Origin of the sequence: Azospirillum tabaci (assembly GCF_014596085.1) — a bacterium.
Classification (GTDB): Bacteria; Pseudomonadota; Alphaproteobacteria; order Azospirillales; family Azospirillaceae; genus Azospirillum; species Azospirillum tabaci.
Genome location: NZ_JACCJY010000004.1, coordinates 233,271 through 254,665, shown reverse-complemented (window position 1 = coordinate 254,665; position 21,395 = coordinate 233,271). Strand labels below are relative to the sequence as shown.

Here is a 21,395-nt window from a genome sequence, read left to right as displayed (position 1 = left end):
CGTTGAGGCAATCGGTGCGATTCCTGGCAGCAGTCATCCCGTCTTGCTGCTAATGCATTGAAAAGGAACAAAAATTTTTGTTGCCTGCCGCATCCGCGAACGGCACACTTTCACAAAAGAATCACGAAGGCACAGCGCGAGGACGCCACCGGTTCCACCATCAGGGAGGCAGAGCATGGCCAGTCTGGGGCTTCAGCTTCGCGATTACCGCCTGACCACGGCGGAGATTCTGTACCACATGCCGGACCACCCGCACCTGCTGCAGAGCTATCTCTGGCAGGATCTGGACCTCGCCCCCGCCTACCCGGTGCTGCGCCGGTTCCTGGATTTCTGGCAGGCCAACCTGGACGGCAAGCTGCATTCGGTGAAGCTGGCGACCCACCGCCTGATCACGCCGGGGGAGGCCCGCGCGGTGGCCGCGGAATTCCGCTGGAACTGACGGCCCGCAAACCTCCCCCACCGCGGGTAAATGTGAAAAAATAAACCATTATTAAGTGATTACCGCTTCCGATAGGTTTCTCCCCGCACGAACCGTCCGTGCCGATGCACGTCCACGACAAGCTGGGGGAATGACGAACATGACGACGCCGGTTTGCGAAGAAGCGGTCAACCTCGTGAAGCACTTCGAGGGTCTTTACCTCAACGCCTATCTGTGCCCGGCGGGTGTGCCGACCATCGGCTACGGCCACACCGCCGGGGTCGAGCTGGGGCAGAGCATCACCTCCGCCCAGGCCGACGATTTCCTGAAGTCGGACCTGACCTCCGCCGCCGCCCAGGTGGACAAGCTGGTCACCGTCGCGCTGAACCCCGATCAGCGCGGCGCGCTGGCCTCCTTTGTGTTCAACCTGGGGGCCGGCAGCCTGCAATGCTCGACCCTGCTGCGCCTGCTGAACCAGGGCGACTACGAAGGCGCCGCCGGCCAGTTCGGCCGCTGGGTCTACGCCACGGTCAACGGGGTCAAGACGCAGCTTCCGGGTCTGGTGAAGCGCCGGGCCGCCGAGGCCGACCTGTTCGAAAGCGCCACCACGCCGCTGCCCCAGGCCTCGGTCAGCACCGCCACGGGCGCGTGACGCAGACCCCCTCTCCCGCCCCGGGAGAGGGAAGGGTGAGGGTGATACCAAGGATCAGCGCCTTGATTCTCGACCTTACCCTCACCCGGCGCCTTCGGCGCCACCCTCTCCCGGGGCGGGAGAGGGAAAGCACCCCCTTCACCCCTTCCGCTGGCCGGTCAACCGCAGGCCGCGGTCGATCCATTGGGCGGTCAGCTTTTCCTGGGCGGCGTTCTGACGCAGCCGCTGGTTCAGGTTGGCGAAATCCACGCGGTCCAGGCTCTGGTCCTGGTTGAAGCAGGAGAAGACCACCGTTTCCTCGCCGGTCGCCGGGTCGGTGTGCCGTTGCAGGCACTGGGCGCAGATCTCCTTCATCATGCATTGCATGGGCGAGTTGATGGAACCGATGGCCGCGTGGCCGGGCTTCAAGTAGGGCTTCAGCACGCCGTGCCGGGCCGCCCCCACCGCCGCCATCATGCGATCGGAGCCGATGGCGACGATGCGGTCCACCGTCTCCAGCGGAATATCCGCCGGCCCCAGCCCGCCCGCCGCGTAGGCGCGCATGGCCTCTACGATATTCCCGACGAAACTCAGATCGCCGGGGCGCGTCGGCGTGAAGCCCGGCGCCTCGTCGCAGCACCAGACGACGCGGTCGGCGGCGGCCTCGATCTGGTCGGTCTTGTAACGGTCCTCCATCCGCTTGTAGCCGGCGAAGTAGACGACGCGGTTGCCGCGCGCCCGGCAGGCCTGCCCGATGGAGAAGAGCACCGCGTTGCCCAGCCCGCCGCCGACCAGCGCCACCGTCTCGCCCTCCGGGATTTCGGTCGGGGCGCCGGTCGGCCCCATCACCACCACCGGGTCGCCGGGCTTCAGCAGGGCGCAGAGGTCGGACGAGCCGCCCATCTCCAGAACGATCAGGGAGAGCAGCCCCGCCTCCTTGTCCACCCAGGCCCCGGTCAGGGCCAGCCCTTCCATCGCCAGCGTGGTCCGGCCGATCCGTTGCGCCAGCGTTTCGAAATTCTGGAGCCGGTAGAACTGTCCGGGTTCGAAACGGCGCGCGGCGGCCGGGGCCTTCACCACCACCTCCACGATGGTCGGGGTCAGGCGGGTGACGCCGTGAACCAGGGGCCGCAGGTCGGCGTTCAGACGCCGCACCAGCGCCTCCGGCGTGATCGCGGTGGGCGCCCGGCGGGCCAGCGCGCGGCTGACCACCGGGTAGCCGCGCTTCGCCCCGCCCATCGCCTTCACCACATTGCCGGCGAAGGACGGGTGCAGGTCGCCGAAGAAGCTGAGGAACCGCCCATCCGGCGCCCGCGCCATCAGCACATGCGCCTGGGCCGGCTTGGCCTGCCGCTCCGGGGTCACCGGCCGGCCGTCCTCGTCAATGGCGCGGAAGCAGCGTCCGTCCAGCTCGACCCACTTCGGCTCCTCGCGGGCCAGGACGGTGTTCGGCTGGGTGCCGGCGGCGACCAGGATGGTGCGGGCGGGGAGCCGCGCGTCCACGGCGGCGGGGGCCACCACCCCGTCCGGCCCGACCGGGTTGATGGCAAGGTGAATGGCCCGCGCGGCTCCCGTCTCGTCGATCTCCACCCCGCACGGGGCGGCGCATTCCAGGAAACGGATGCCCTCGGCCAGCCCGTGCGCCACCTCCTCGTGGTTCAGCGTGTAGCTGGGGCTGTCGATCAGGCGGCGGCGATAGGCGATGGTCGAACCGCCCCAGGATTGCAGCAGCGCCGCGACTCGCGGCTCGCGCCCCTGCTCCCCCGCTTCGAGACGCTCCGCCCGGATCGCGCGGGCGTGGGCCAGGAACTCGTCGGCCAGCTCGGCCTCGTCGGGCGTCCAGCGGGCGCGCACCGCCGCCTCCCCCCGTTCGGCCGCCAGGACCTCGTAGCGGGAGAGGAACTTCTCGACCTGGACGGGGTAGTAAGCCAGCGCCTCCGTCGCCGTGTCGATGGCGGTCAGCCCGCCGCCGATCACCACGATGGGCAGCCGGACCTGGAGGTTGGCGATGCTGTCCGGCTTGGCCGCCCCGGTCAGTTGCAGCCCCATCAGGAAGTCCGACGCCTGCCGCACCCCGCGGGCCAGCCCGTTCGCCATCGGCACGACGGTTGGCTTGCCCGCCCCCATGCACAGCGCGATGTGATCGAAGCCCAGTTCCAGCGCCCCGTCGATGGTCAGCGTGCCGCCGAAGCGCACCCCGCCGATGATCGTCATGCGCGCCCGGCGCTCCAGAAGCAGCCGGATCACCTTCAGGAAATTCTTGTTCCAGCGCACGGTGATGCCGTATTCGGCCACCCCGCCGAAGCCGGCCATGATCCGCTCGTCCAGCCGGTCGTAGAGGTCGCGCACGTCGCGGATCGGCCGGAAGGGCACCCGCGTCCCGCTGGGCAGGACGCCGGAGAGGTCGGCGGGCAGCGGCTCGATCTTCAGCCCGTCGATGCCGACCACCGTGTGGCCGTCGTTCATCAGATGATGCGCCAGCGTGAAGCCCGCCGGCCCCAGCCCGGCCACCAGCACCTTGTAGCCGCTGTCCGGCCGCATCAGCGGGCGGCGCAGGTCCAGCGGGTTCCAGCGGGTCAGCAGGCTGTAGATCTCGAAGCCCCAGGGCAGCTCCAGCACGTCCTTCAGCGTGCGGGTCTCCGCCTGCGGGATGTCCACCGGCTCCTGTTTCTGGTAGATGCAGGCCTTCATGCAGTCGTTGCAGATGCGGTGGCCGGTGGCCGCGCACATCGGGTTGTCGACCACCACCACGGCCAGCGCCCCGATCGGCACGCCCTCGGCCTTCAGCGCGTGCATCTCCGAAATCTTCTCTTCCAAGGGGCAGCCGGCCAGCGCGACGCCGAAGGCGCTCTTCTGGAACTCCCCCGTCTTGCGGTCGCGCAGCCCCTTGGAGCAGCTGTCCTTGCCCTGGTTGTGGCACCAGATGCAGTAGTTGGCCTCGTCCAGCGCCCCGGCCAGATCGGTGCCGGGGTCGGTCAGGTGGAAGCCCTGGCGCTCGCGGCACGCGCCGTCGGGCAGGCGCATCATGGTGACGCCGTGCAGCTCCACCGTCTCCACCGGGACGAGACGCAGCGGATCGGTGCGGTGCGGCACCTGGAACAGCACGCCGCCGCCGTGCCGGGCGCGCCCGGCCTCGCTGAAGACCGCCCAGGCGGCGTACTGGGCGGCGCTGTCGAGCTGGTCGGCGTGGGCCGCCTCGTCCTCCATCCAGGCCAGCACCTGCCGGGCAAAGGCGGCCTCGGTCAGCGGGCCGCCCAGCCAGTCCTCCAGCCTTGCGGCCAGCTCCGCCCCGTCGAGGGCGGCGACCGCCTCCGGCTTCACCGCCTTGGCGGCGCGGCGCTGAACGAACAGGCGCTTGGCGGTGTAGAGCGGCGCCAGCTCGGTGTGGCGGGCGCGCAGTTCGTCGAGCGCGGCGCGGATGCCGAACAGGTCGCCGATGAAATCCTCGGCGTGGGGGGCGAGCGCGATCAGAAGGTCGCTTTCCGCCTTGGCCTCCAGCCGGTCGGGCTGGGCGCGAGCGGACAGCAGCCGGTTGGCGAGCGCCAGATCCGTGTCGGACAGCCGGGCGAGGAAGGCGCGGTCGAGCCGGGCCAGCCCGTCCTGCCCGTAAAGCTCGTGGAACGACAGGCCGAAGCCGAGGGTGAGGTCCGCCATCGCCGCCCCGCATCCGAAGCCGTTGGTAAGACTGATATTTGTAACACCCGCAACCCGCCGCCTTCACCCGAAACCGGTGTCGCTGGCCACGGGGTAACCCGTGTCCGTTTGACGCAGCCGCTGCCGCACCCCACATGAGCCGGAGGTCCCTATCCCCCCGGACCTTTTCCGCATCATCCGGAGCCGCCCGTCCGTGACCGACATCACCGCCCCCGCCCTCGCCGGGAAAGACGTCCGCGACCCCGCCTCCACCCGCCCCATCGCCTATTGGCTTCTCGTCTGCTGCGCGATGGTCTTTGCCATGGCGGTGATCGGCGCCATCACGCGCCTGACCGAGTCCGGCCTGTCGATGGTGGAGTGGAAGCCGCTGATCGGCATCCTGCCGCCCTTGTCGGAAGCGGAATGGAACCGCGTCTTCGGCCTCTACCAGACCACGCCGGAGTTCCGCATCTACAACTCGGCGATGGATCTGGCGGCCTTCAAGCAGATCTTCTGGTGGGAGTGGTTCCACCGCTTCTGGGGGCAGCTGATCGGCTTCGTCTTCCTGATCCCCTTCCTGCGCTTCTGGGTCAACGGGCGCATCCCCGCCGACCTGTGGCCGAAGCTGGCCGGGCTGTTCCTGCTCGGCGGGCTCCAAGGAGTGATCGGCTGGTACATGGTCAAGAGCGGTCTGGTCGACCGGCCCGACGTCAGCCAGTACAGGCTGGCGCTGCATCTCGGCACGGCGATCCTGATCTACGGGCTGCTGCTGCGCACCGCGCTGGGGATTCTCGACCCGCTGCCGCTGGCCGGCTGGGCGACCGAGTCCGGCCGGCTGCGCAAGCACGCGCGCTGGGCCCTGGGGCTGACCGGCGTCACCATCGTCTGGGGGGCCTTCGTCGCCGGGACGGATGCCGGGCTGGCCTACAACACCTTCCCGCTGATGGCCGGCCAGGTCATCCCGCCGGAAGTCGCCAACCTGACGCCCTGGTGGATCAACCTTTTCGAGAACACCGCGGCCATCCAGCTGACGCACCGGGCGCTGGCGCTGCTGACCGGCCTCGTGGTGCTCGGGCTGGCTCTCCGGGTGCGGGTCGCCCGCCTGCCGGGCCGCGCCGGGCGGGTGGCGCTGCTGACCGCGGCGATGGTGCTGGTGCAGATCGGGCTGGGCATCGCCACGCTGCTGAGCTTCGTGTGGATACCGCTGGGCGCCGCCCATCAGGCGGGGGCGATCCTGCTGGTGTCCGGGCTGGTCTGGCTGCTCCACGAGCTGCGCCCGGTGGGCGTTCCGAAGCGCTGATCCTATGGAAAACCCCTCTCCCAGGGCGGGAGAGGGGTTCCAGCGGCCTCAATCGTGCTTGCGGATGAACTCCCGCACCGCCGGCATGATGCTCTCGCGCCAGCGCCGGCCGTTGAAGATGCCGTAGTGCCCGACGCCCTTCTGGAAATGGCGGGCGCGCATGCCGTCGGGCAGCGAGGCGCAGAGGCGGTGCGCCGACTCGGTCTGGCCGGGGGCGGAGATGTCGTCCAGCTCGCCTTCCACCGTCATCACGGCGGTCCGGCGGATCGCCGCCGGCTCCACCTTGCGCCCGCGCGACTCCATGGTGCCGTTGGCCAGCGCGTGCTTCTGGAACACCGTCTCGATGGTCTGCAGGTAGAATTCCGCCGACAGGTCCATGACCGACAGATACTCGTCGTAGAAGCGGCGGTGCTGCTCCGCGGAATCGCCGTCGCCGCGGACGAGGTGGCGGAACAGGCCGACATGCTCCCCGATGTGGCGGTCCAGGTTCATCGACATGAAGCCGGAGAGCTGGATGAAGCCTGGATAGACCTGACGGAAGCCGCCCGGATAGTAGGCCGGGACGGTGGTGATGACGTTGCGCTCGAACCAGGAGAGCGGGTGGGTCGCCGCCAGCTTCACCGGCACGGTCGGGTTGGCCATCGGGTCGATGGGACCGCCCATCAGCGTCATGGAGCGCGGCTGCACCGCCTCGTCCCCCGCCGCCATCAGCGACACCGCGGCCAGAACCGGGACCGCCGGCTGGCACACCGCGATGACGTGGGTCTGCGGCCCCAGGAAGCGGATCAGCTCCGTCACCGTGTCGATGTAGTCGTCCAGGTCGAACCGCCCCCGCGCCAGCGGCACCAGCCGGGCGTCGATCCAGTCGGTGACGAAGACGTCGTGGTCGGCCAGCAGCGCCGCCACCGTGCCGCGCAGCAAGGTCGCGTGGTGCCCCGACATCGGGGCGACCAGCAGGACGCGCGGCTGCGCCGGGGTGCCCTCCGGCTTGGCGAAGTGCAGCAGGTTGCAGAAGGGCTTGCGGTGGGCGATGCGCTCGGTGACCGCCACCGTCTCGCCGTTCACCACCGTGGTCTTCAGGCCGAACTCCGGCTTGGGGAAGCGGCGGGTTGTGCGCTCCAGCAGTTCCGCGCCGGCGGCCACGGCGCGCCCGACGCGGGTGTAGGAAACCGGGCTGAACGGGTTCTGGAAGGTGTGTTGGGTCGCTTCGGCCAGGAGGCGCATCGGGCGCAGAGCGGCGTGCTGCAGATCGTAGAGATGGTAAAGCAACAGGTCCTCGCTTCGGCGGTTGATCCCACGCCCGGTCGGCTGGGTGCTGTCATTGGTCGTATGACCAACCAACAGATTGGCCAGTCCTTATCCAAAAGGTCAATAGCCGACACCCGTTCTCGGGCAAAAAACTTACATGAGAAACAGTCAGCCACACGAAACAGACCACGCAACGCTGCACTGCAAATGGGTCAAGTCAGGAGGATCAGACCAAAAGAGAAAGGCGCGCACGCGGAACCGCGCACGCGCCTTTCATGGGTCAAGGGTCCGGCATACCCGAGCAGGAATATCGGTTATGGCACCGCCACGGTGGCGCGCACCGGAAGATGGTCGGACGCGCGGCGCGTCAACACTGTGCGCACCACCTCGTAGGACGGGATGGTCAGCCCGTTGTTCACATAGATGCGGTCGAGCCGCAACGTGGGCATCCGCGCGTGGAAGCTGCGCGGGCTGGCCCAGTCGGGAAAGGCCTCGGCCAGCTTGCGCAGCCGCGGGGAGTTCGGTGCCCATTCGTTGAGGTCGCCCATGAACAGGGTCGGCAGGGCGGGCTGTTCCTCCAGCCGGTCCACGATGGCGCCGACCTGCCGCGCTCGCTCCCACGGGTCGAGGCCGAGATGGGCGACGATGATGCGCACCGGGCGCCCCTCCACCTCGACGATCACGTCGATGCCGCCGCGCGGCTCCCGCCGCCCGACGCTGAGGTCGATGGGCTCGCATTTCAGGACCGGCAGCCGGGTCAGGATGGCGTTGCCGTAATGGGCGTGGGCGTTGTGCTTGGTCGGGCCGGCGTGGGCCTTCAGGCCGGTCGCCCGTTCCAGGAAGGCGAACTGATCCAGCCCGGATTCGCCGCGGTGGTGCCAGCCGACCTCCTGGAGCCCGACCAGATCGACGTCCAGCTCCTTGATGACCTCGGCGATGCGGTCCGGCGCGAAGCGCGCGTCCAGCCCGACGCAGCTGTGGATGTTCCAGGTCGCCACGCGCAGCGGCGCCATGCCCTCCGGCACCGGGCCGCTGCGGCTGTCGACGCGGCGTTTCGGACGGCGGACGCGGGCGGCGCGCAGCGCGGAGGCGATCCGCTCCACACGCTCTCGGCTGAATCGGATCACCGCTGTTGGTCTCCCTTCGCTGTTTCTCCGGTGGCCGGCCCGGTGGTCAGCCCGGTGGTCGGCCGCCTCGCCCCCAGAGCCCGCACCAGCCGATTGCCGGCCCAGCCGAGCCCCAGCGCGGTCACCGCCGCCAGACCCAGAAGAACCATGTCGGTGGTCGTCGGTTCCGTCAACACACGCTCAAGCTGGTGCCCGAGCAGGTTGAAGACCAGGATTCCCGGCGCCATTCCCAGGATTGTCCCGAACAGATAGTCGGGAAACCGGATGCGGGAAGCCCCCGCGACGAGGTTCACCACAGTGAAGGGGGCCACCGGAACCACCCGCAGCGCCGCCATGGCCAGCACGCCGCGCTCGCCGAGCGCGGCGCTGGCCCGCCGCACCACCGCGCCGCCGTAGCGCTCGATGGGACGCTGGCCGGTGAGCCGCCCCACCCAGAACAGCGCCGCGGCGGAGGCCAGCACCCCGGCCAGCGCGGTCGGGAAGCCCATCCACGGCCCCAGCGCGATGGCCGTCGCCGCGATCAGCAGCAGCACCGGAAACAGCACGAAGCCCCCGGCGACATAGAGCAGGATCAGCCACAGCGGCCCGAGGGCCGATTCGCGCAGGCGCTCGAACGCCCCCAGAACGGCGTCCAGCGTCGCCCAGTCGCGCAGCGGCGTGTGGTTCCACAAGCCCCAGACGGCGCCGACCACCGCCAGGACGACCGCCAGCGCCAGCCAGTGATGACGCCGCGGGATGCGCGACGGCAGGACGCGCCACACGATGTCCGCCGCACCCACCGGGCGTTCCGGGTCGAAGAGCATGGAGTCGGCGACGGCGGCGGCCAGCAGGCCGGGGTCGGCATCCTCCAGCGGCTCCAGCGTCCGTCCGCCGGGCCGGCGCAGCGCCTCCACCGTGCGGATGAGCGAGCCGGAGCGGCGCAGCTCCGCCGTCACGCTTTCCGGCGCCACCCCGAGATGCTCGGCGATCAGGTCGTCGCGCACCCCGGCGATGGCCTGCCGGGCCTCGCGCCCCTCCGCGCGCCCGTGCGGCGCCTCCAGCGCCAGATCGCATTCGGTGTCCAGCCCCATCGACCGGTTGTTCAGGTTGGCCGAGCCGATGCGCAGAAGCCGGTCGTCCACCACCATCACCTTGGCGTGGATGGTGATGCCGACACTGCCGGATTTCGCCTCACCGGTCTTCGCCTCGCCGGTCTTCGCCTCGCCGGTCTTCGCGATGTAGAAGCGGAAGCGCCCGTCCCGGTCGGCCTCCCGCAACTCCTTCACCAGCCGGGCGCGGGCGCCGAGCATCACGGTGTTCTCCAGCCAGCTCGACGTGCGGGCGGAGTTGACGACGACGATTTCCGGCCCGTCCGGCTCGGCCAGCCGCGCCTTCAGCGCCTCGGCCACGGCGACCGAAGCGAAATACTGGCTCTCCATGTAGATGAAGCGCTCGGCCGCGGCGATGGCGGCGGTGTAGAGCGCCTCCACCTCCCGCACCTCGGCGCGCCCGTTGTAGCCGGGTTCGGTGCGGGCGATGCCGACCGGCATATCCTTGAGCAGCGGGACGAGCTGTTGCGGCCAGGGGTCGGGGCTGTCCGGCCCGGCCCGGCGCGCCTTCAGCCGCAGCCGCCGGGGGCGCTTGCCGTCGGAAAGGCCGCCGCCGCCACCAAGCACGTCCATGGCGGGCGGCGACAGCACGCAGCCGGTGGCGCGGCGCCAACGTTCGCGGAACAGGTCGCCCAGCGCGCGGGCGGCGTCGCCGTCCACCGCCATCATCACGTCGTGGAAGGGCTCATAGGGGGTGCCGTCCGGCTGGCGGCGCAACGGCTCGTCGGCACGGTGGGCGCGGGTGTCCCAGCGGTTGGCGGTGATGTCCAGCCCGCCGCAGAAGGCCAGCCGGTCGTCGACCACCAGCATCTTCTGATGGTGGCAGGCCCCGGCGGGATGGTCGCCGTCCAGCCGGTACTGGAGCCGCGGATGGCTGAGCCAGCCGCGCAGGAACAGCGGCTGCGACCAGCGGGCCAGATCGAACAGCTCCGCATAGTCCCACTTCAGCACGTGGATGGTCAGGTCCGGGCGGGTTGCGGCCAGCCAGTTCAGCAGGTTGCCCAGCTTGTCGGGGCGGCGCGGATGGCGCATCTGCGGGGTCAGCCGGATGCGGGCGTCGAAGTCCCAGGCGGTCAGATAGATGCTGCGCCGCGCCTGCCGCATCGCCGCCTTGGCGAGCGCGAAGTAGTCCTCGGCATCGACGATGACCCCGACCCGCTCCGCCCGCTCCACCCGCCAGCAGGTGCGGCCCGGCACCAGCAGAGGGTCCGCGGCCACCGTGGAGAGCACCCCAGTGAGCGCCCCAGTGAGCGCCCCAGTGAGCTTTGGGTCCGGCGGCGTGGGGAGGGACGGCTGGTCGGGCATTGGACGCGGCTGGACCGGGGTTCCTGCGGAGATCGGCATCGGGGTTTCACATATGGTGCGTTCGGGACGGGCTGCGACCGGCCAGGAAGGCGAATGCCCGAACAACACCGCAGCCGCCCAACCCTCCCCGACCCCCGCCGAGAGGCGAAATTCCATTGCCCGACCGGCCGGGACCTGGGTACCGTCAGGAGGACTCCATTCGTGTCCGCCATTGTCGGATGACCCGCCTGTTGTGATCCGCTTGTCCGCTCCCCCGTCGACTCCGCCCGTCACGGCCGCCCGCTCCCGGCGGGGCCGATGCTGAGCCTCGTCCTGCGCCGGGTGCTGGCCGTGGTGCCGGCCCTGCTGGGCCTCGCGCTCGCCGCCGCCGTGGTGGCCGCGCTGGCGGGACCCGGCTGGACGCAGGCATTGGGCGCCGCGCTGGCCGCCTTGCCGGCGACGCTGGCGCTGGTTCTTCCGGCGCTGGCGCTGGGGACCGGGCTCGGCGCCCTGCTCGGTGTCATGGGCGGAGCGGGCGCCGTCCTGGGCTGGGTGGGTCCGGCCATGCCGGGCTTTCTGCTGGCCGCGGTCTTCGCCGCCACGCTGGCGAAGGCGCCCGTCCTGCTGGGCCTCGCCGCCCTCGCCCTGCCCGCCGCCGCCCAGGCCACGACGCTCGCCGGCCGGGCGCGGGCCGGGGCGGAGGACACGGTTCTGCTGGCGGCGCGCGGGCGGGGGATGGACGGCTCCGCCCTGCTGTGGCGGCTCGCCCTGCCGCTGGGGCTGTCGGCGGCGATGGGCGGCCTGCGCAGCGCCGTGGCGGGAACGGTGACCGCGGCCGTGGCGGTGGAAAACCTGTCCGGGACCGGCTTTTCAGGAGCCGGGCGGCTGTTCGTCGAGGCGGCGCGCGCCGGGGATGCCGGCATGGCCGTCGCCGCGCTCGCCGGGCTGTGCGGCCTCGCCGTGCTGCTGGGGGCGCTGGGCCGCGCGCTGCACGGCTGGATCGACCCGCGCGCCCGGATGGCCTGATGCACGAACCCGCCGGCACCGATCCACACTGGCGCGACGGCCCCTGGCAGAAGGCCGGGCAGCGGCTGACCGCACACCGGCCCGCCGCGGCGGGGCTGACCGTTCTCGCGGCGCTGATGCTGGCGGTGGCGGCGGGCCTCGTCGCCGGGGGCGGCCCGGTTGGGGCGGCGCTGGCCGCCGGGCACCAGAGCCTGTCCTTCGCGCTGCTCGCCGGGCTGGGTGGGGCGGCGCTCGGCCTGCTCTGGGGAGGCGCCGCGGTGGCCCTGGGCGAGCGGGCGGAGCGGATGATGATGACACCCGCCGCCGCCCTGACCGGCCTGCCCCTGGCGCTGGCCCTGCCGCTGGCCGGCGGATTGCTGGGTCCGGAGCGCGGGCTGGCGCCGATGGCCGTGGTGGCCGCCCTGATCGCCGCCCCGGCGGTGGCCGTCATCGCGCGGGACGAACTGCGCGCCCTGCTGCGGCGGGAGTTCCTGAGCGCCGTCCAGGCCGCCGGGATTCCCAACGGACGCCGGCTGCGCCGCCACATCCTGCCCAACACCGTCCTGCCGCTCGCCGCGGCGGCCTGGACCGCCCTTCCCCGCGCCCTGATGGCGGAAAGCCTCGCCAGCCTGCTCGGCCTCGGCCTGCCGGAGGGGGTGACCGGCTGGGGAACCGCCATCGGCGCCGCGGCGCGTGCGGGCGACGCCGTGGCGCTGGCCGGGCCGGCGCTGCTGCTGGCGCTGACGCTGTGGGCGCTGCACGGGGTGGGCGACGGGATGCGGCTGGCCTTCACGGCCTCCACCCCGGGGGGGCGCCGGTGAGCCGACCGGACGACCGCGCCCCGTTGCGGGTGGAGGGCCTGTCCCTCCTGACCAGCCGCGACATCCTGCTCGACCGGCTGAGCTTCGCCATCGAGGCCGGCGAGGTGCTGGCCCTGTCGGGCGGCGCCGGGGCGGGCAAGACGCTGCTGCTGCGGGCGCTGGCCGGGCTGGCCCCGAAAGGCGTCACGGTGCTGGGGGACATCCACATCCGAGGGCGGCGCCTCCTGGTCACCCAGGACGGCGCCCTGGACCCGTTTCGCACGCTCGGCGCCCAGTTCGCGGAGTTGCTGTCCCGACAGTCCGGGCTGGACGAACGCACCGCCCTGCGCCGTGCCGCCGAGGCGCTGGAGCGTTTCCAGGTGCCCGCCGCCGCGCGCCGGCTGGCGCTCCATCCGCACGAGCTGGGCGAGGCGATGCGCTGGCGGGCCGCGCTGGCGCTGGCCATGGCGGCGGAGCCGGCGCTGCTTCTCGCCGACGCTCCCGCCGCCGCGCTCGACCCCACCCAGCGCGTCCGCCTGCTGAGCGACCTCGCCGCCTGGACACGGGAGGCCGGGACGGCGCTGCTGCTCGCCGGACGCCCCCAGGCCGACCCCATTCGCTCCGGTCTGGCCCGCTCCAATCTGGCCGACCGCCGGCTGGTCCTCGCCCAAGGGCGCCTGGAGGTCCCACCGGCGGAGCCCACCCCCGCCCCGTCCCCGGCGGAGCCGGCGCCCTCCGGCCCGCCCGTGCTGTCGGTGCGCGACCTGCGCGTCGCCTTCCCCCTGGGGCGGAACTGGCGCGGCGAGGAGCGCTGGCTGACCGTCGTGGACGGCCTGTCGATCGAGCTGGCCGAGGGCGAGACGCTGGCCCTGCTCGGCGAGACGGGCAGCGGCAAGTCGGTGCTGGCCCGCGCCATCCTGCGGCTGGTGCCGCCGGTCGGCGGTCAGGTCACCTGGCTGGGGACCGACCTCGCCGCCGCCCCGCCGGAGACGATGCGCCGGGCCCGGCGGGACCTGCAAATCCTCTTCCCAGACCCGCTGGCGGCCTTCGACCCGCTGATGACCATCGGCGCGCAGCTCGCCGAAACGCTGGAGTCGCTGCATCCTTCCCGGTCTCCAGCCAACAGCGCCGCGCGGCTGGCCGACGCGCTGGAGGAGGTCGGGTTGCCCGCGGCGGTTCTCGACCTCCATCCCGGCGCGCTCCTTCCGGCGGAGGCGGCGCGCGCCGGGCTGGCCCGCGCCCTGCTGCCGGAGCCGCGCCTGCTGGTCTGCGACGAGCCGGCGGCGACGCTCGACGGGTCGGAGCGTGCGGACTTCCTCGCCCTGCTGCAGGCGATCCGCCGCCGCCGCCGGCTGGCCCTGCTCTACGCCACCCAGGACGCGGCGGAGGGCTTGCGGATCGGGCGGCGGGCGCTGGTGCTTCTGCTCGGCCGGATCGTCGAGTCGGCGGACAGCGCGATTCTGACGGCCGGGGCACGGCACCCCTACAGCCGCGCGCTGATCGCGGCGGCCGGCTTGGCCCCCCCGGCGCTGCACGGCGATCCGCCGTCCCCCCTGCGCCCGCCGACCGGCTGCGCCCTGCGGCTGCGCTGTCCGCTCGCCCATGACGGCTGCGCCCAGGTCCCCCCGACGCTGGACCCCGTGGCGCCGGGCCACCGAGTCGCCTGCCATGTCGCGCAGGACGACGCGCAAAACGACGCTCAGGTTGGTGGAAAAGCCCCCTAGCCCGCTCGCCGGGGGCGCCCGACGCCTTGGGCGTGGCCGCAATTCCGTCTCAAAAAGGTCTGAAACTGCGCGGGTTGGCAAGAAGGCGGGCACGGGATAACGTCCCCGGCCTTCACGCCCGCATTGCTGAAATCACGGAAAAGGACAGGGATGCTTCGCGCACGCACCCGGTGGACGGTCCCCTGCATGGGCGCACTCGCCGTCCTTCTGCTGCTTCTCGCCGGCCTCGCCGCGCCATCGCTGGCCGCCGGCCCCGTTCCGGGCGCCGCCATGCCGGCCCCCGCCGCCGCGGCCCCCGGGGAAGCCGCCGCCTCGCCCGATCCGACGCCCGAGCAGATGCAGGCGATGATCACGACGCTGGAGGACCCGGCGGCCCGCGCCCGGCTGGTCGAGCAGTTGAAGGCGCTGGTCGCCGCGCAGAAGGGGCTGGAGCAGGCCAAGGCCGAGGAGGCCCCGGCGGCCAGCACCCTGCCCGAGACCATCGGCGCCAGCGCCCTGTCCTTCCTGGCCGAGCGCATGGACGTGCTGAGCCGCCAGCTTGTCCAGGTCGGCAACGTCTTCAAGGAACTGCCCGGCGCCATCGAGTGGGCGAACCGGCAGATGGTCGACCCGTCGGCCCGCGACCGCTGGGTGCAGATCGCCATCCAGCTGACGATGATCCTCACCGCCGGTCTGGCGATCGGGCGCTTCGTCGGCTGGCTGCTCGCCCGCCCGCGCAATGCGCTGGCCGCCCGCCGGGGCACCACGGTGCTGGTGCGCCTTCCGCTGCTGCTCGGCCGCGCGCTGCTGGAGCTGGCGCCCATCGCCGCCTTCATCGTCGTCGGCTACGCCATCCTGTCGGTCAGCGAGCCGGGGCCGCGCGTCCGTCTGGTCGCGCTGGCCGTCATCAACGCCACCGTCATCCTGCAGATCCTGCTGGTCGCGGCCCGCATCCTGATCTCGCCCTTCGCGCCCTCCCTGCGCATGGTGCGGGTGGGCGACGCCAACGCGCTGCGCCTCTACCGCTGGCTCCGCCGGCTGGCCGCGGTCGGCGTCTACGGCTATTTCCTGGCCGAAGGCGCCTATGTTCTGGGCCTGCCGCTCGGAGCCTACGGCGCGCTGCTGAAGCTGCTGGGGCTGGCGATCGCCGGCATGCTGATCGCGCTGATCCTGCAGAACCGCCGCATCGTGGCCGACTGGATGCACGGCAACCCGTTGTCCGGCGACGGCGACCCGGCGGCCACCGCGGAGCGCGAATCGGAGGGCCAAGGCGCCGTCCTGCGCTCCGCCCGCCGCCGCTTCGCCGACGTCTGGCACGTTCTGGCGATCATCTACGTGGTGGTGACCTTCGGCGTCTGGGTGCTGAACGTCTATGGCGGGTTCGAGTATCTGGCCCGCGCCACCGGAATCACCATCCTCGTTGCGGTCATCGCCCGGCTGCTGGTCAACGGCATCAACCGCGGCCTGCGCCGGGGCCTGCGCATGGTTCCGGACAGCCAGGGCGCGCTGCCGCCGCTGAAGGACCGCGCCTCCCTGTACCTGCCCTTCCTGCACCGGGTGGTGAAGACGGTGATCTGGGTCGGTGCCGCGATGATGATCCTCTACGGCTGGGGCTTCGACACGCTGGCCTGGACGGACACCCGGCTGGGCCAGCGCATCCTGCGCAGCACGGTCACCATCGGCCTTCTGCTGGCCGGTTCCATCGTCGCCTGGGAGGTGGTGAGCGCGATGATCGAGCGCTTCCTGGCCTCCACCGACCGCAACGGCACGCGGATCGAGCGCAGCGCGCGGGTGCGGACCCTGCTGCCGCTGCTGCGCAACGCCTTCCTGGTGGTGCTGGTGACCATGGTGTCGCTGATCACCCTGTCGGAGCTGGGCGTCAACATCGCGCCGCTGCTGGCCGGTGCCGGTGTGGTCGGTCTGGCCGTCGGTTTCGGGTCGCAGACCCTGGTCAAAGACATCATCACCGGCCTGTTCATCCTGTTCGAGGACAGCATCTCCATCGGCGACGTGGTGGATGTGGGCGGCGGTCATTCCGGCGTGGTCGAGGCCATCTCCATCCGCTCCATCCGGCTGCGCGACGGGTCGGGCGCCATCCACACGGTGCCCTTCAACTCGGTCAGCACCGTCAAGAACATGTCGAAGGACTTCTCCTACGCCCTGTTCGAGGTGCGGGTCGCCTACCGCGAGGATCCGGACCGCGTGATCGAGCTGCTGAAGGAGATCGGCACCGGCCTGCAGTCCGACGCCCTGTTCGCGCCCGACATCATGGCGCCGCTGGAGGTGATGGGCCTGGACAAGTTCCAGCCCGACTCGACCCAGCTGATCACCGCGCGCTTCAAGACCCGCCCGACCAAGCAATGGGGCGTGTCGCGCGAGTTCAACCGCCGCATGAAGAAGCGCTTCGAGGAGCTGGGGGTGGAGGTGCCGACCGGCTCCATGCAGCTCATCGTCGGCGGGAACCACCCCGACCGCGCGCTGGCCGAGGCGCTCAGCCAAGGCTCTTGAAAAAGGCCAGGGCTCTTGAAAAAGGCCAAGGCTCGTAAAATGGAACGGTGCGGCCGGAGGATCTACGCCTCCGGCCCGCCGCGCTCCAGAACCGCGACGAAGGCGTCGACGACGCGCGGGTCGAAATGCCGGCCCGACTCGGCTCGGATCAGATCGACCACCGCCGCCAGCTCCCACGCCTCCTTGTAGGGGCGGCGGTGCAGCAGGGCGTCGTAGACGTCGGCGACCGCCACGATGCGGCCCGACAGTGGGATGGCGTCGCCCGCCAGCCCGTGGGGATAGCCGGTGCCGTCGAACTTCTCGTGATGGCTCTCCGCGATCTCCGCCCCCATCGACAGGTAGCTGCGCCCACCGACAGGGCTGGAGGCGTCGCGCAGGATGCGCCCGCCGATGGTGGCGTGCTCACGCATCTGGGCCATCTCCTCGGGATCCAGCTTGCCGGGCTTTCGCAGGATCTGGTCGGGGATGGCGACCTTGCCGACGTCGTGCAGCATGCTGGCCAGCCCGATCAGTTCGCAGAAGCGGTCGTCGGCGTCGTCCCCGCCGGTGCCCCGCGCCTGGAGTTCCCGTGCGATGGCGGTGGCCCAGCGCCCGATGCGGCGGACATGCTCCCCGGTGACCTCGTCCTTGTATTCGGCCAGCTTGCCCAGGGCGTGCACGGTGGCGATCTGGGCGAGGCGGAGCTGTTCGTAGAGGGACACGTTGTCGAACCCGACCGACATCCGGGAGCAGAAGATCTCCACCAGCCGCCGCTCGACGTCCGGCAGGCCGCCGTGCCCGCCGATGAACAGCGCGCCGGGGCCGGGGCTCTGGGTCTGGAACAGCGCGACGCTGTGGTCGTCGCGATGCAGGCTGCGGCCCCGGGCCAGGGCGGCGGCGATGTCGGCGCAGGCCGCCTCGGACAGCACGGCGCTGACCGGCCGGCCGGCCGCGGCGGCGAAAACGCCGGTTCCGCACAGCACCACCGCCTCCCGGAACCGGCCGTCCGGCGCCGGGCCTTCCGGATTTGGGCCTTCCGGATTTAGGCCGGGCGGCACCGCGCACAGGAAGGCGCCCGCCGCCCGCGGCAGCAGGGCGGCGACCCGCTCCACCACGCCGACGGCGAAGCGGTCCATGGAGCGCTGCTCGAACAGGGTGCCGGCGGCGTCGACGATCGTCTCCAGCCCCTGCCGGTTGCGCTCGATCGCGTCGATGTGCTGGTAGGAGCGCAGGGCGGCCACCGTGGTGGTGAACAGCTTCTGGGCGGTCAGCTCGCTCTTGGCCTTGTAGTCGTTGATGTCGTAGCTGACGATCACCTGCCGCTCCGGCGCCTGTCCGGGCTGGCCGGTGCGCAGGATGATGCGGACCCGCCGGTTGCCCAGCACCTCGCGGATGTGATGGACCAGCCGCAGGCCGGCGTCCTCCGTTTCCATCACCACGTCCAGCAGGACGGCGGCGATGTCGGGATGGTCGTTCAGGATCGCCCGCGCCTCGCCTCCTGAATGGGCGGACAGGAAATGCAGGCGCCGCCCGTCGAAGGTCACGTCGTTCAGCACCACGCGGGTGATCGCGTGCACCTCCGGATCGTCGTCGACGATCAGCAGCTTCCAGGGCGCGGCGGCAGCGCCGGACGTCGCGGACGACGGGTCCGGAGCGTCCTCGTCGGCGAACAACAGGTCGTCGTCATCGTCCTGGCTCCAGCCCTGGATGTCCGACATCGCCGCTCTCCGCCCCGCTCTGCCAAGCTGCATGGCCACAATTCGATTCTCTTTTTCAACGTTTGTCGCGGTTCGTGTCAACCGCCCCGGCGCCCCCCACACACGGCTGCAGGCGGAGGGTGGCTGCGACGCTTTGTCCTTCCCCATTTCGGCTACCGCCAAAGCGCCCCTCCCGGCGCGTGTGGAGGGGTTGCGGCCCGCCCCGAACGGGGGATCATCGGGAGAAAGGCGTGAGGCTGAAAACAACGCGAAAAGGATGGGGGAAGGCCATGATACCGGACGCTTGGGACATCGAACTGCGTGAAGGGGCCATCAGCGTGGCCCGCCATCTGATCGAGACCGGCTGCGTCCGGTACGACCCGGACCATCTGTGCCAGCATGGGTCGGGGCTGGTCAGCCCGATCCATCTGGAGGGCCGGCGGCTGCTCTCCTACCCCGCGGTGCGCGACCAAGTGCTCGACTTCGCCCTGCGGATGATCGGGCAGGAGATCGGCGACAGCGAACTGGACGCCATCGCCGCCGCCGAGGGGGCCGGCGTGCCCTGGGCCGCGCTGATCGCCGACCGGATGAACCTTCCCCTCGTCTTCGTGCGCAAGGAGGCGCCGGAGGGCCAGCAGGGCTACAAGCACCGGATCGAGGGTCGGGTGGAGCGGGGCTGGCGCGTGCTCCTGGTCGAGCAGATCGCCGCCGACGGCCACCGCAAGGCCCGCTTCGCCCAACCGCTGAAGGAGGCGGGCTGCGACGTGCGCGACCTGTTCGTGCTGTTCCAGTATGGGATCTTCGACGAGATCCAGGAGCATCTGGCGCCGCTGGGCATCACGATGCACGCGCTGGCGACCTGGTGGGACGTGCTGGAGGTGGCGAACCGCGGCCATTATCTGGACGCCCAGGCGCAGGGCGAAATCCACGCCTTCCTGCAGGACCCGCGGCGCTGGACCGCCGAGCATCAGGGCCGCCGCAAGAGCGAGAAGGCGGCCTGAGGCGGGGCGGGCCCCTCTCCCACGTCAAGCGGGAGAGGGGGAACCGATCACTGCCCTGCGATGCGGACCCACTGATGGCCGGCGCGGGCGGTCTCGCCGCAGCGGGCGGCCAGAACCGCGGCGGCGTAGGGCACCGCCAGCAGAAGCTGAAGACCCGCCCAGGACAGCGCTTCCCAGTTCGGGCTGGTCCACACCACCTCGTGCAGGGCCTCCATGACGGGAAGCTGCCCGTAGATCAGCGACTCCATCGGCACCACGCCTTCCGCCAGCACGGTCAACAGCGCGCCGAGCAGCAGCAGGACGGCCAGCGCCGACTCCAGCGGCAGGCGGCGGACGGCGCCGCACAGGCCGCTCGCCGGGGTATCGGCCACCGGGACGGCGGGGCGGAACAGCCCGCCGATCCCCCAGGCGGCCAGCGCCCCCACCCCCTCCGGGCGGCGCGCGGCGCGCATGGGGCCGAGCGCCAGCAGGCCGAGCGCCGGCAGGGCGAAGTACCAGTTGGGGAAGTCGCGGTAGCGCCCGTCGAACACGATCAGGAAGCTCCAGGCGATCCCCAGCAGGGCGAGGACCACGGCGGTCGCCTTGCCCACCGTCTCCAGCCGCGACAGCGCCGGACGGCCACGCAGCGGGGCCAGCGGCTCCAGCGCCAGACCGCCGCTGCCCAGCGCCCGCCGGGCGGCCAGCAGAACGGCCATCGACAGGACGGCGGTCGCGGCCAGCATGACGACCGACAGCGCCACGTCCTGCGGGTAGTGCTTGCCGTGCAGGGCGCCCCAGACGGCGTGAACGAACAGGGTGGACAGCGCCTGGGTCAGGAAGGCCAGGGCGGCGAAGGCTCCGGCGGTCAGCGGACGGCCCCGCAGCGTCAGCCCAATGACGAGCACCAGCGCGAGGCCGGAGGAGACGCCGAACAGCACGGGCCATTGGCGGTTCTCCACCACCGGCCCGGCCAGGGCGAACTTTGCCTGACGGTCGGCGGTGTAGAGGCCCCAGTGACCGCCCACCGTGCCTTCCAGCTTGGCCTTCCAGCCCTGGTCGAAGGCCTCGATCACGTTGTAGTCGAAGCCCTCCTGCTCGGCGAGGCGGACGAAGCCATTGACGAACTTGGCCTTGTTGACCAGCCCGGTGACCGCGGCGCCGCGCGACCGGCCCTCCGTCGGCCAGCCGGTCTCGCCGACCAGGATCGGCTTGCCGGGGAAACGCTGGGCGATCGTGCGGTAGCTGCCGCGGATGCGCTCCATGGCGCCGGCCACGTCGGTCGGCACGTCTTCCCAGTAGGGCAGCAGGTGGATGGTCAGGTAATCCACGTGATCCGCGATCTGCGGGTATTTCAGCCACCATTCCCACACGTCGGCGTAGGACACCGGCTGCTTCACCGCCGCCTTCACGCGGTCGATGTAGCCGGCCACCTGCTCCGGCGTCAGCTCGCGGCGCAGCAGCACCTCGTTGCCGACGATCACGCGGGTGATGACGTCCGGGTAGCGGTTGGCGAGGTCGATGAGGGAGGCGACCTCCTTCTCGTTCTTGTCCAGCCGCGACGACAGCCACGCCCCCATGGTCACCTGGATGCCATGCCGACGGGCCAGCTCCGGCACCACCTCCAGCCCTTCCAGCGAGGTGTAGGTGCGCACCCCCGCCACCTGCGGGGCGAGTGCCGCCAGATCCTCGTCGATCTGCTCCACACTGGGGAAGGTCTGCGTCAGCGGGCTCTGTCCGTCGCGGAAGGGCGCGAAGGACACGCTTTTCAGCTTGCCGCCGGGCGGCGGGTCGAGCGGCACCGGCTGGTTCGGCAGCGACCAGACGGCAAAATTCGCGAGGCCGGCCACGAGCAGCACGGCGAGGATCGTGATGAGGCGCATGGAGGGGATGTCTACACCAAATGCGGGATCGGCAAAACGGTCTGGCGAAAAGGAAAACGGGCGCGCCCCCGGAAGGGAGGCGCGCCCGTCAAGGACCGGTCTGGCCCGATCGGG

Annotated in this window: 14 protein-coding genes; 8 read left to right on the top strand and 6 right to left on the bottom strand. The window is 71.3% G+C overall.

All coding sequences use genetic code 11. The annotated features are described in order from the left end of the window. Positions 1-175: 175 nt before the first annotated feature. A complete protein-coding gene (locus tag H0B54_RS07990) occupies positions 176-439 on the top strand; it encodes an usg protein (RefSeq protein WP_094307191.1) in 264 nt (87 codons plus the stop codon). Between the two features lie 139 nt (positions 440-578). After that, positions 579-1,070, top strand: a complete 492-nt coding sequence (locus tag H0B54_RS07985) for a lysozyme (RefSeq protein ID WP_188259898.1) — start codon at positions 579-581, stop codon at positions 1,068-1,070. Positions 1,071-1,208: 138 nt separating this feature from the next. On the opposite strand, the gene H0B54_RS07980 is transcribed toward H0B54_RS07985, so the two are convergent. Then, a complete protein-coding gene (locus tag H0B54_RS07980; protein WP_188259897.1) occupies positions 1,209-4,703 on the bottom strand; it encodes a pyridine nucleotide-disulfide oxidoreductase in 3,495 nt (1,164 codons plus the stop codon). A gap of 193 nt (positions 4,704-4,896) precedes the next feature. On the opposite strand from H0B54_RS07980, the gene H0B54_RS07975 reads away from it, so the two are divergent. After that, entirely contained in the window at positions 4,897-5,982 is a 1,086-nt protein-coding gene (locus tag H0B54_RS07975; protein WP_188259896.1) for a COX15/CtaA family protein, read from the top strand. Positions 5,983-6,030: 48 nt separating this feature from the next. Here the strand turns inward: H0B54_RS07975 and H0B54_RS07970 are convergent, their stop codons facing one another. The 3 genes from H0B54_RS07970 to H0B54_RS07960 all read right to left on the bottom strand — a co-directional run bounded on the left by H0B54_RS07970 (position 6,031) and on the right by H0B54_RS07960 (position 10,663). Then, positions 6,031-7,251, bottom strand: a complete 1,221-nt coding sequence (locus H0B54_RS07970) for a polyhydroxyalkanoate depolymerase (protein WP_188259895.1) — start codon at positions 7,249-7,251, stop codon at positions 6,031-6,033. Between the two features lie 293 nt (positions 7,252-7,544). Then, complete coding sequence (locus tag H0B54_RS07965; protein WP_172428774.1) at positions 7,545-8,357, bottom strand: endonuclease/exonuclease/phosphatase family protein; 813 nt, start codon at positions 8,355-8,357, stop codon at positions 7,545-7,547. Beyond that, a complete protein-coding gene (locus H0B54_RS07960) occupies positions 8,354-10,663 on the bottom strand; it encodes a VTT domain-containing protein (RefSeq protein WP_343068913.1) in 2,310 nt (769 codons plus the stop codon). The genes H0B54_RS07965 and H0B54_RS07960 overlap by 4 nt, the downstream gene beginning before the upstream one ends. Positions 10,664-11,047: 384 nt before the next feature. On the opposite strand from H0B54_RS07960, the gene H0B54_RS07955 reads away from it, so the two are divergent. The 4 genes from H0B54_RS07955 (at position 11,048) to H0B54_RS07940 (ending at position 16,745) form a co-directional block, all read left to right on the top strand. Beyond that, complete coding sequence (locus tag H0B54_RS07955; protein ID WP_188259893.1) at positions 11,048-11,755, top strand: ABC transporter permease; 708 nt, start codon at positions 11,048-11,050, stop codon at positions 11,753-11,755. Then, complete coding sequence (locus H0B54_RS07950) at positions 11,755-12,555, top strand: ABC transporter permease subunit (protein WP_188259892.1); 801 nt, start codon at positions 11,755-11,757, stop codon at positions 12,553-12,555. Before H0B54_RS07955 ends, H0B54_RS07950 begins: the two co-directional genes overlap by 1 nt. Further along, positions 12,552-14,258 (top strand): oligopeptide/dipeptide ABC transporter ATP-binding protein, encoded by a 1,707-nt coding sequence (locus H0B54_RS07945; RefSeq protein WP_188259891.1) that lies wholly within the window; start codon positions 12,552-12,554, stop codon positions 14,256-14,258. The genes H0B54_RS07950 and H0B54_RS07945 overlap by 4 nt, the downstream gene beginning before the upstream one ends. Positions 14,259-14,444: 186 nt before the next feature. Further along, the gene (locus tag H0B54_RS07940; RefSeq protein ID WP_246472399.1) at positions 14,445-16,745 is read left to right on the top strand and encodes a mechanosensitive ion channel family protein; all 2,301 of its coding nucleotides are present in this window, start codon (positions 14,445-14,447) and stop codon (positions 16,743-16,745) included. 62 nt (positions 16,746-16,807) lie between these two features. On the opposite strand, the gene H0B54_RS07935 is transcribed toward H0B54_RS07940, so the two are convergent. Continuing rightward, on the bottom strand, positions 16,808-18,442 hold the full coding sequence (locus H0B54_RS07935; protein WP_188259889.1) for a response regulator: 1,635 nt from the start codon (positions 18,440-18,442) through the stop codon (positions 16,808-16,810). Between the two features lie 269 nt (positions 18,443-18,711). Here H0B54_RS07935 and H0B54_RS07930 point away from each other — a divergent pair, with 269 nt between their 5' ends. Next, positions 18,712-19,422, top strand: coding sequence for an orotate phosphoribosyltransferase (locus H0B54_RS07930; protein ID WP_188259888.1), 711 nt, complete (start codon positions 18,712-18,714; stop codon positions 19,420-19,422). A 47-nt stretch (positions 19,423-19,469) separates the two neighbouring features. Here H0B54_RS07930 and H0B54_RS07925 read toward each other — a convergent pair whose 3' ends face one another. After that, positions 19,470-21,281: a glycoside hydrolase family 17 protein gene (locus tag H0B54_RS07925; protein ID WP_188259887.1), complete on the bottom strand. Its 1,812-nt coding sequence runs from the start codon at positions 21,279-21,281 to the stop codon at positions 19,470-19,472. Between the last annotated feature and the right edge of the window lie 114 nt (positions 21,282-21,395).

Coding starts and splice junctions, on each gene's coding strand:
- H0B54_RS07990 (WP_094307191.1), top strand. CDS start 176: ATGGCCAGTCTGGGGCTTCAGCTTCGCGATTACCGCCTGACCACGGCG.
- H0B54_RS07985 (WP_188259898.1), top strand. CDS start 579: ATGACGACGCCGGTTTGCGAAGAAGCGGTCAACCTCGTGAAGCACTTC.
- H0B54_RS07980 (WP_188259897.1), bottom strand. CDS start 4,703: ATGGCGGACCTCACCCTCGGCTTCGGCCTGTCGTTCCACGAGCTTTAC.
- H0B54_RS07955 (WP_188259893.1), top strand. CDS start 11,048: ATGCTGAGCCTCGTCCTGCGCCGGGTGCTGGCCGTGGTGCCGGCCCTG.
- H0B54_RS07950 (WP_188259892.1), top strand. CDS start 11,755: ATGCACGAACCCGCCGGCACCGATCCACACTGGCGCGACGGCCCCTGG.
- H0B54_RS07940 (WP_246472399.1), top strand. CDS start 14,445: ATGGGCGCACTCGCCGTCCTTCTGCTGCTTCTCGCCGGCCTCGCCGCG.
- H0B54_RS07935 (WP_188259889.1), bottom strand. CDS start 18,442: ATGTCGGACATCCAGGGCTGGAGCCAGGACGATGACGACGACCTGTTG.
- H0B54_RS07930 (WP_188259888.1), top strand. CDS start 18,712: ATGATACCGGACGCTTGGGACATCGAACTGCGTGAAGGGGCCATCAGC.
- H0B54_RS07925 (WP_188259887.1), bottom strand. CDS start 21,281: ATGCGCCTCATCACGATCCTCGCCGTGCTGCTCGTGGCCGGCCTCGCG.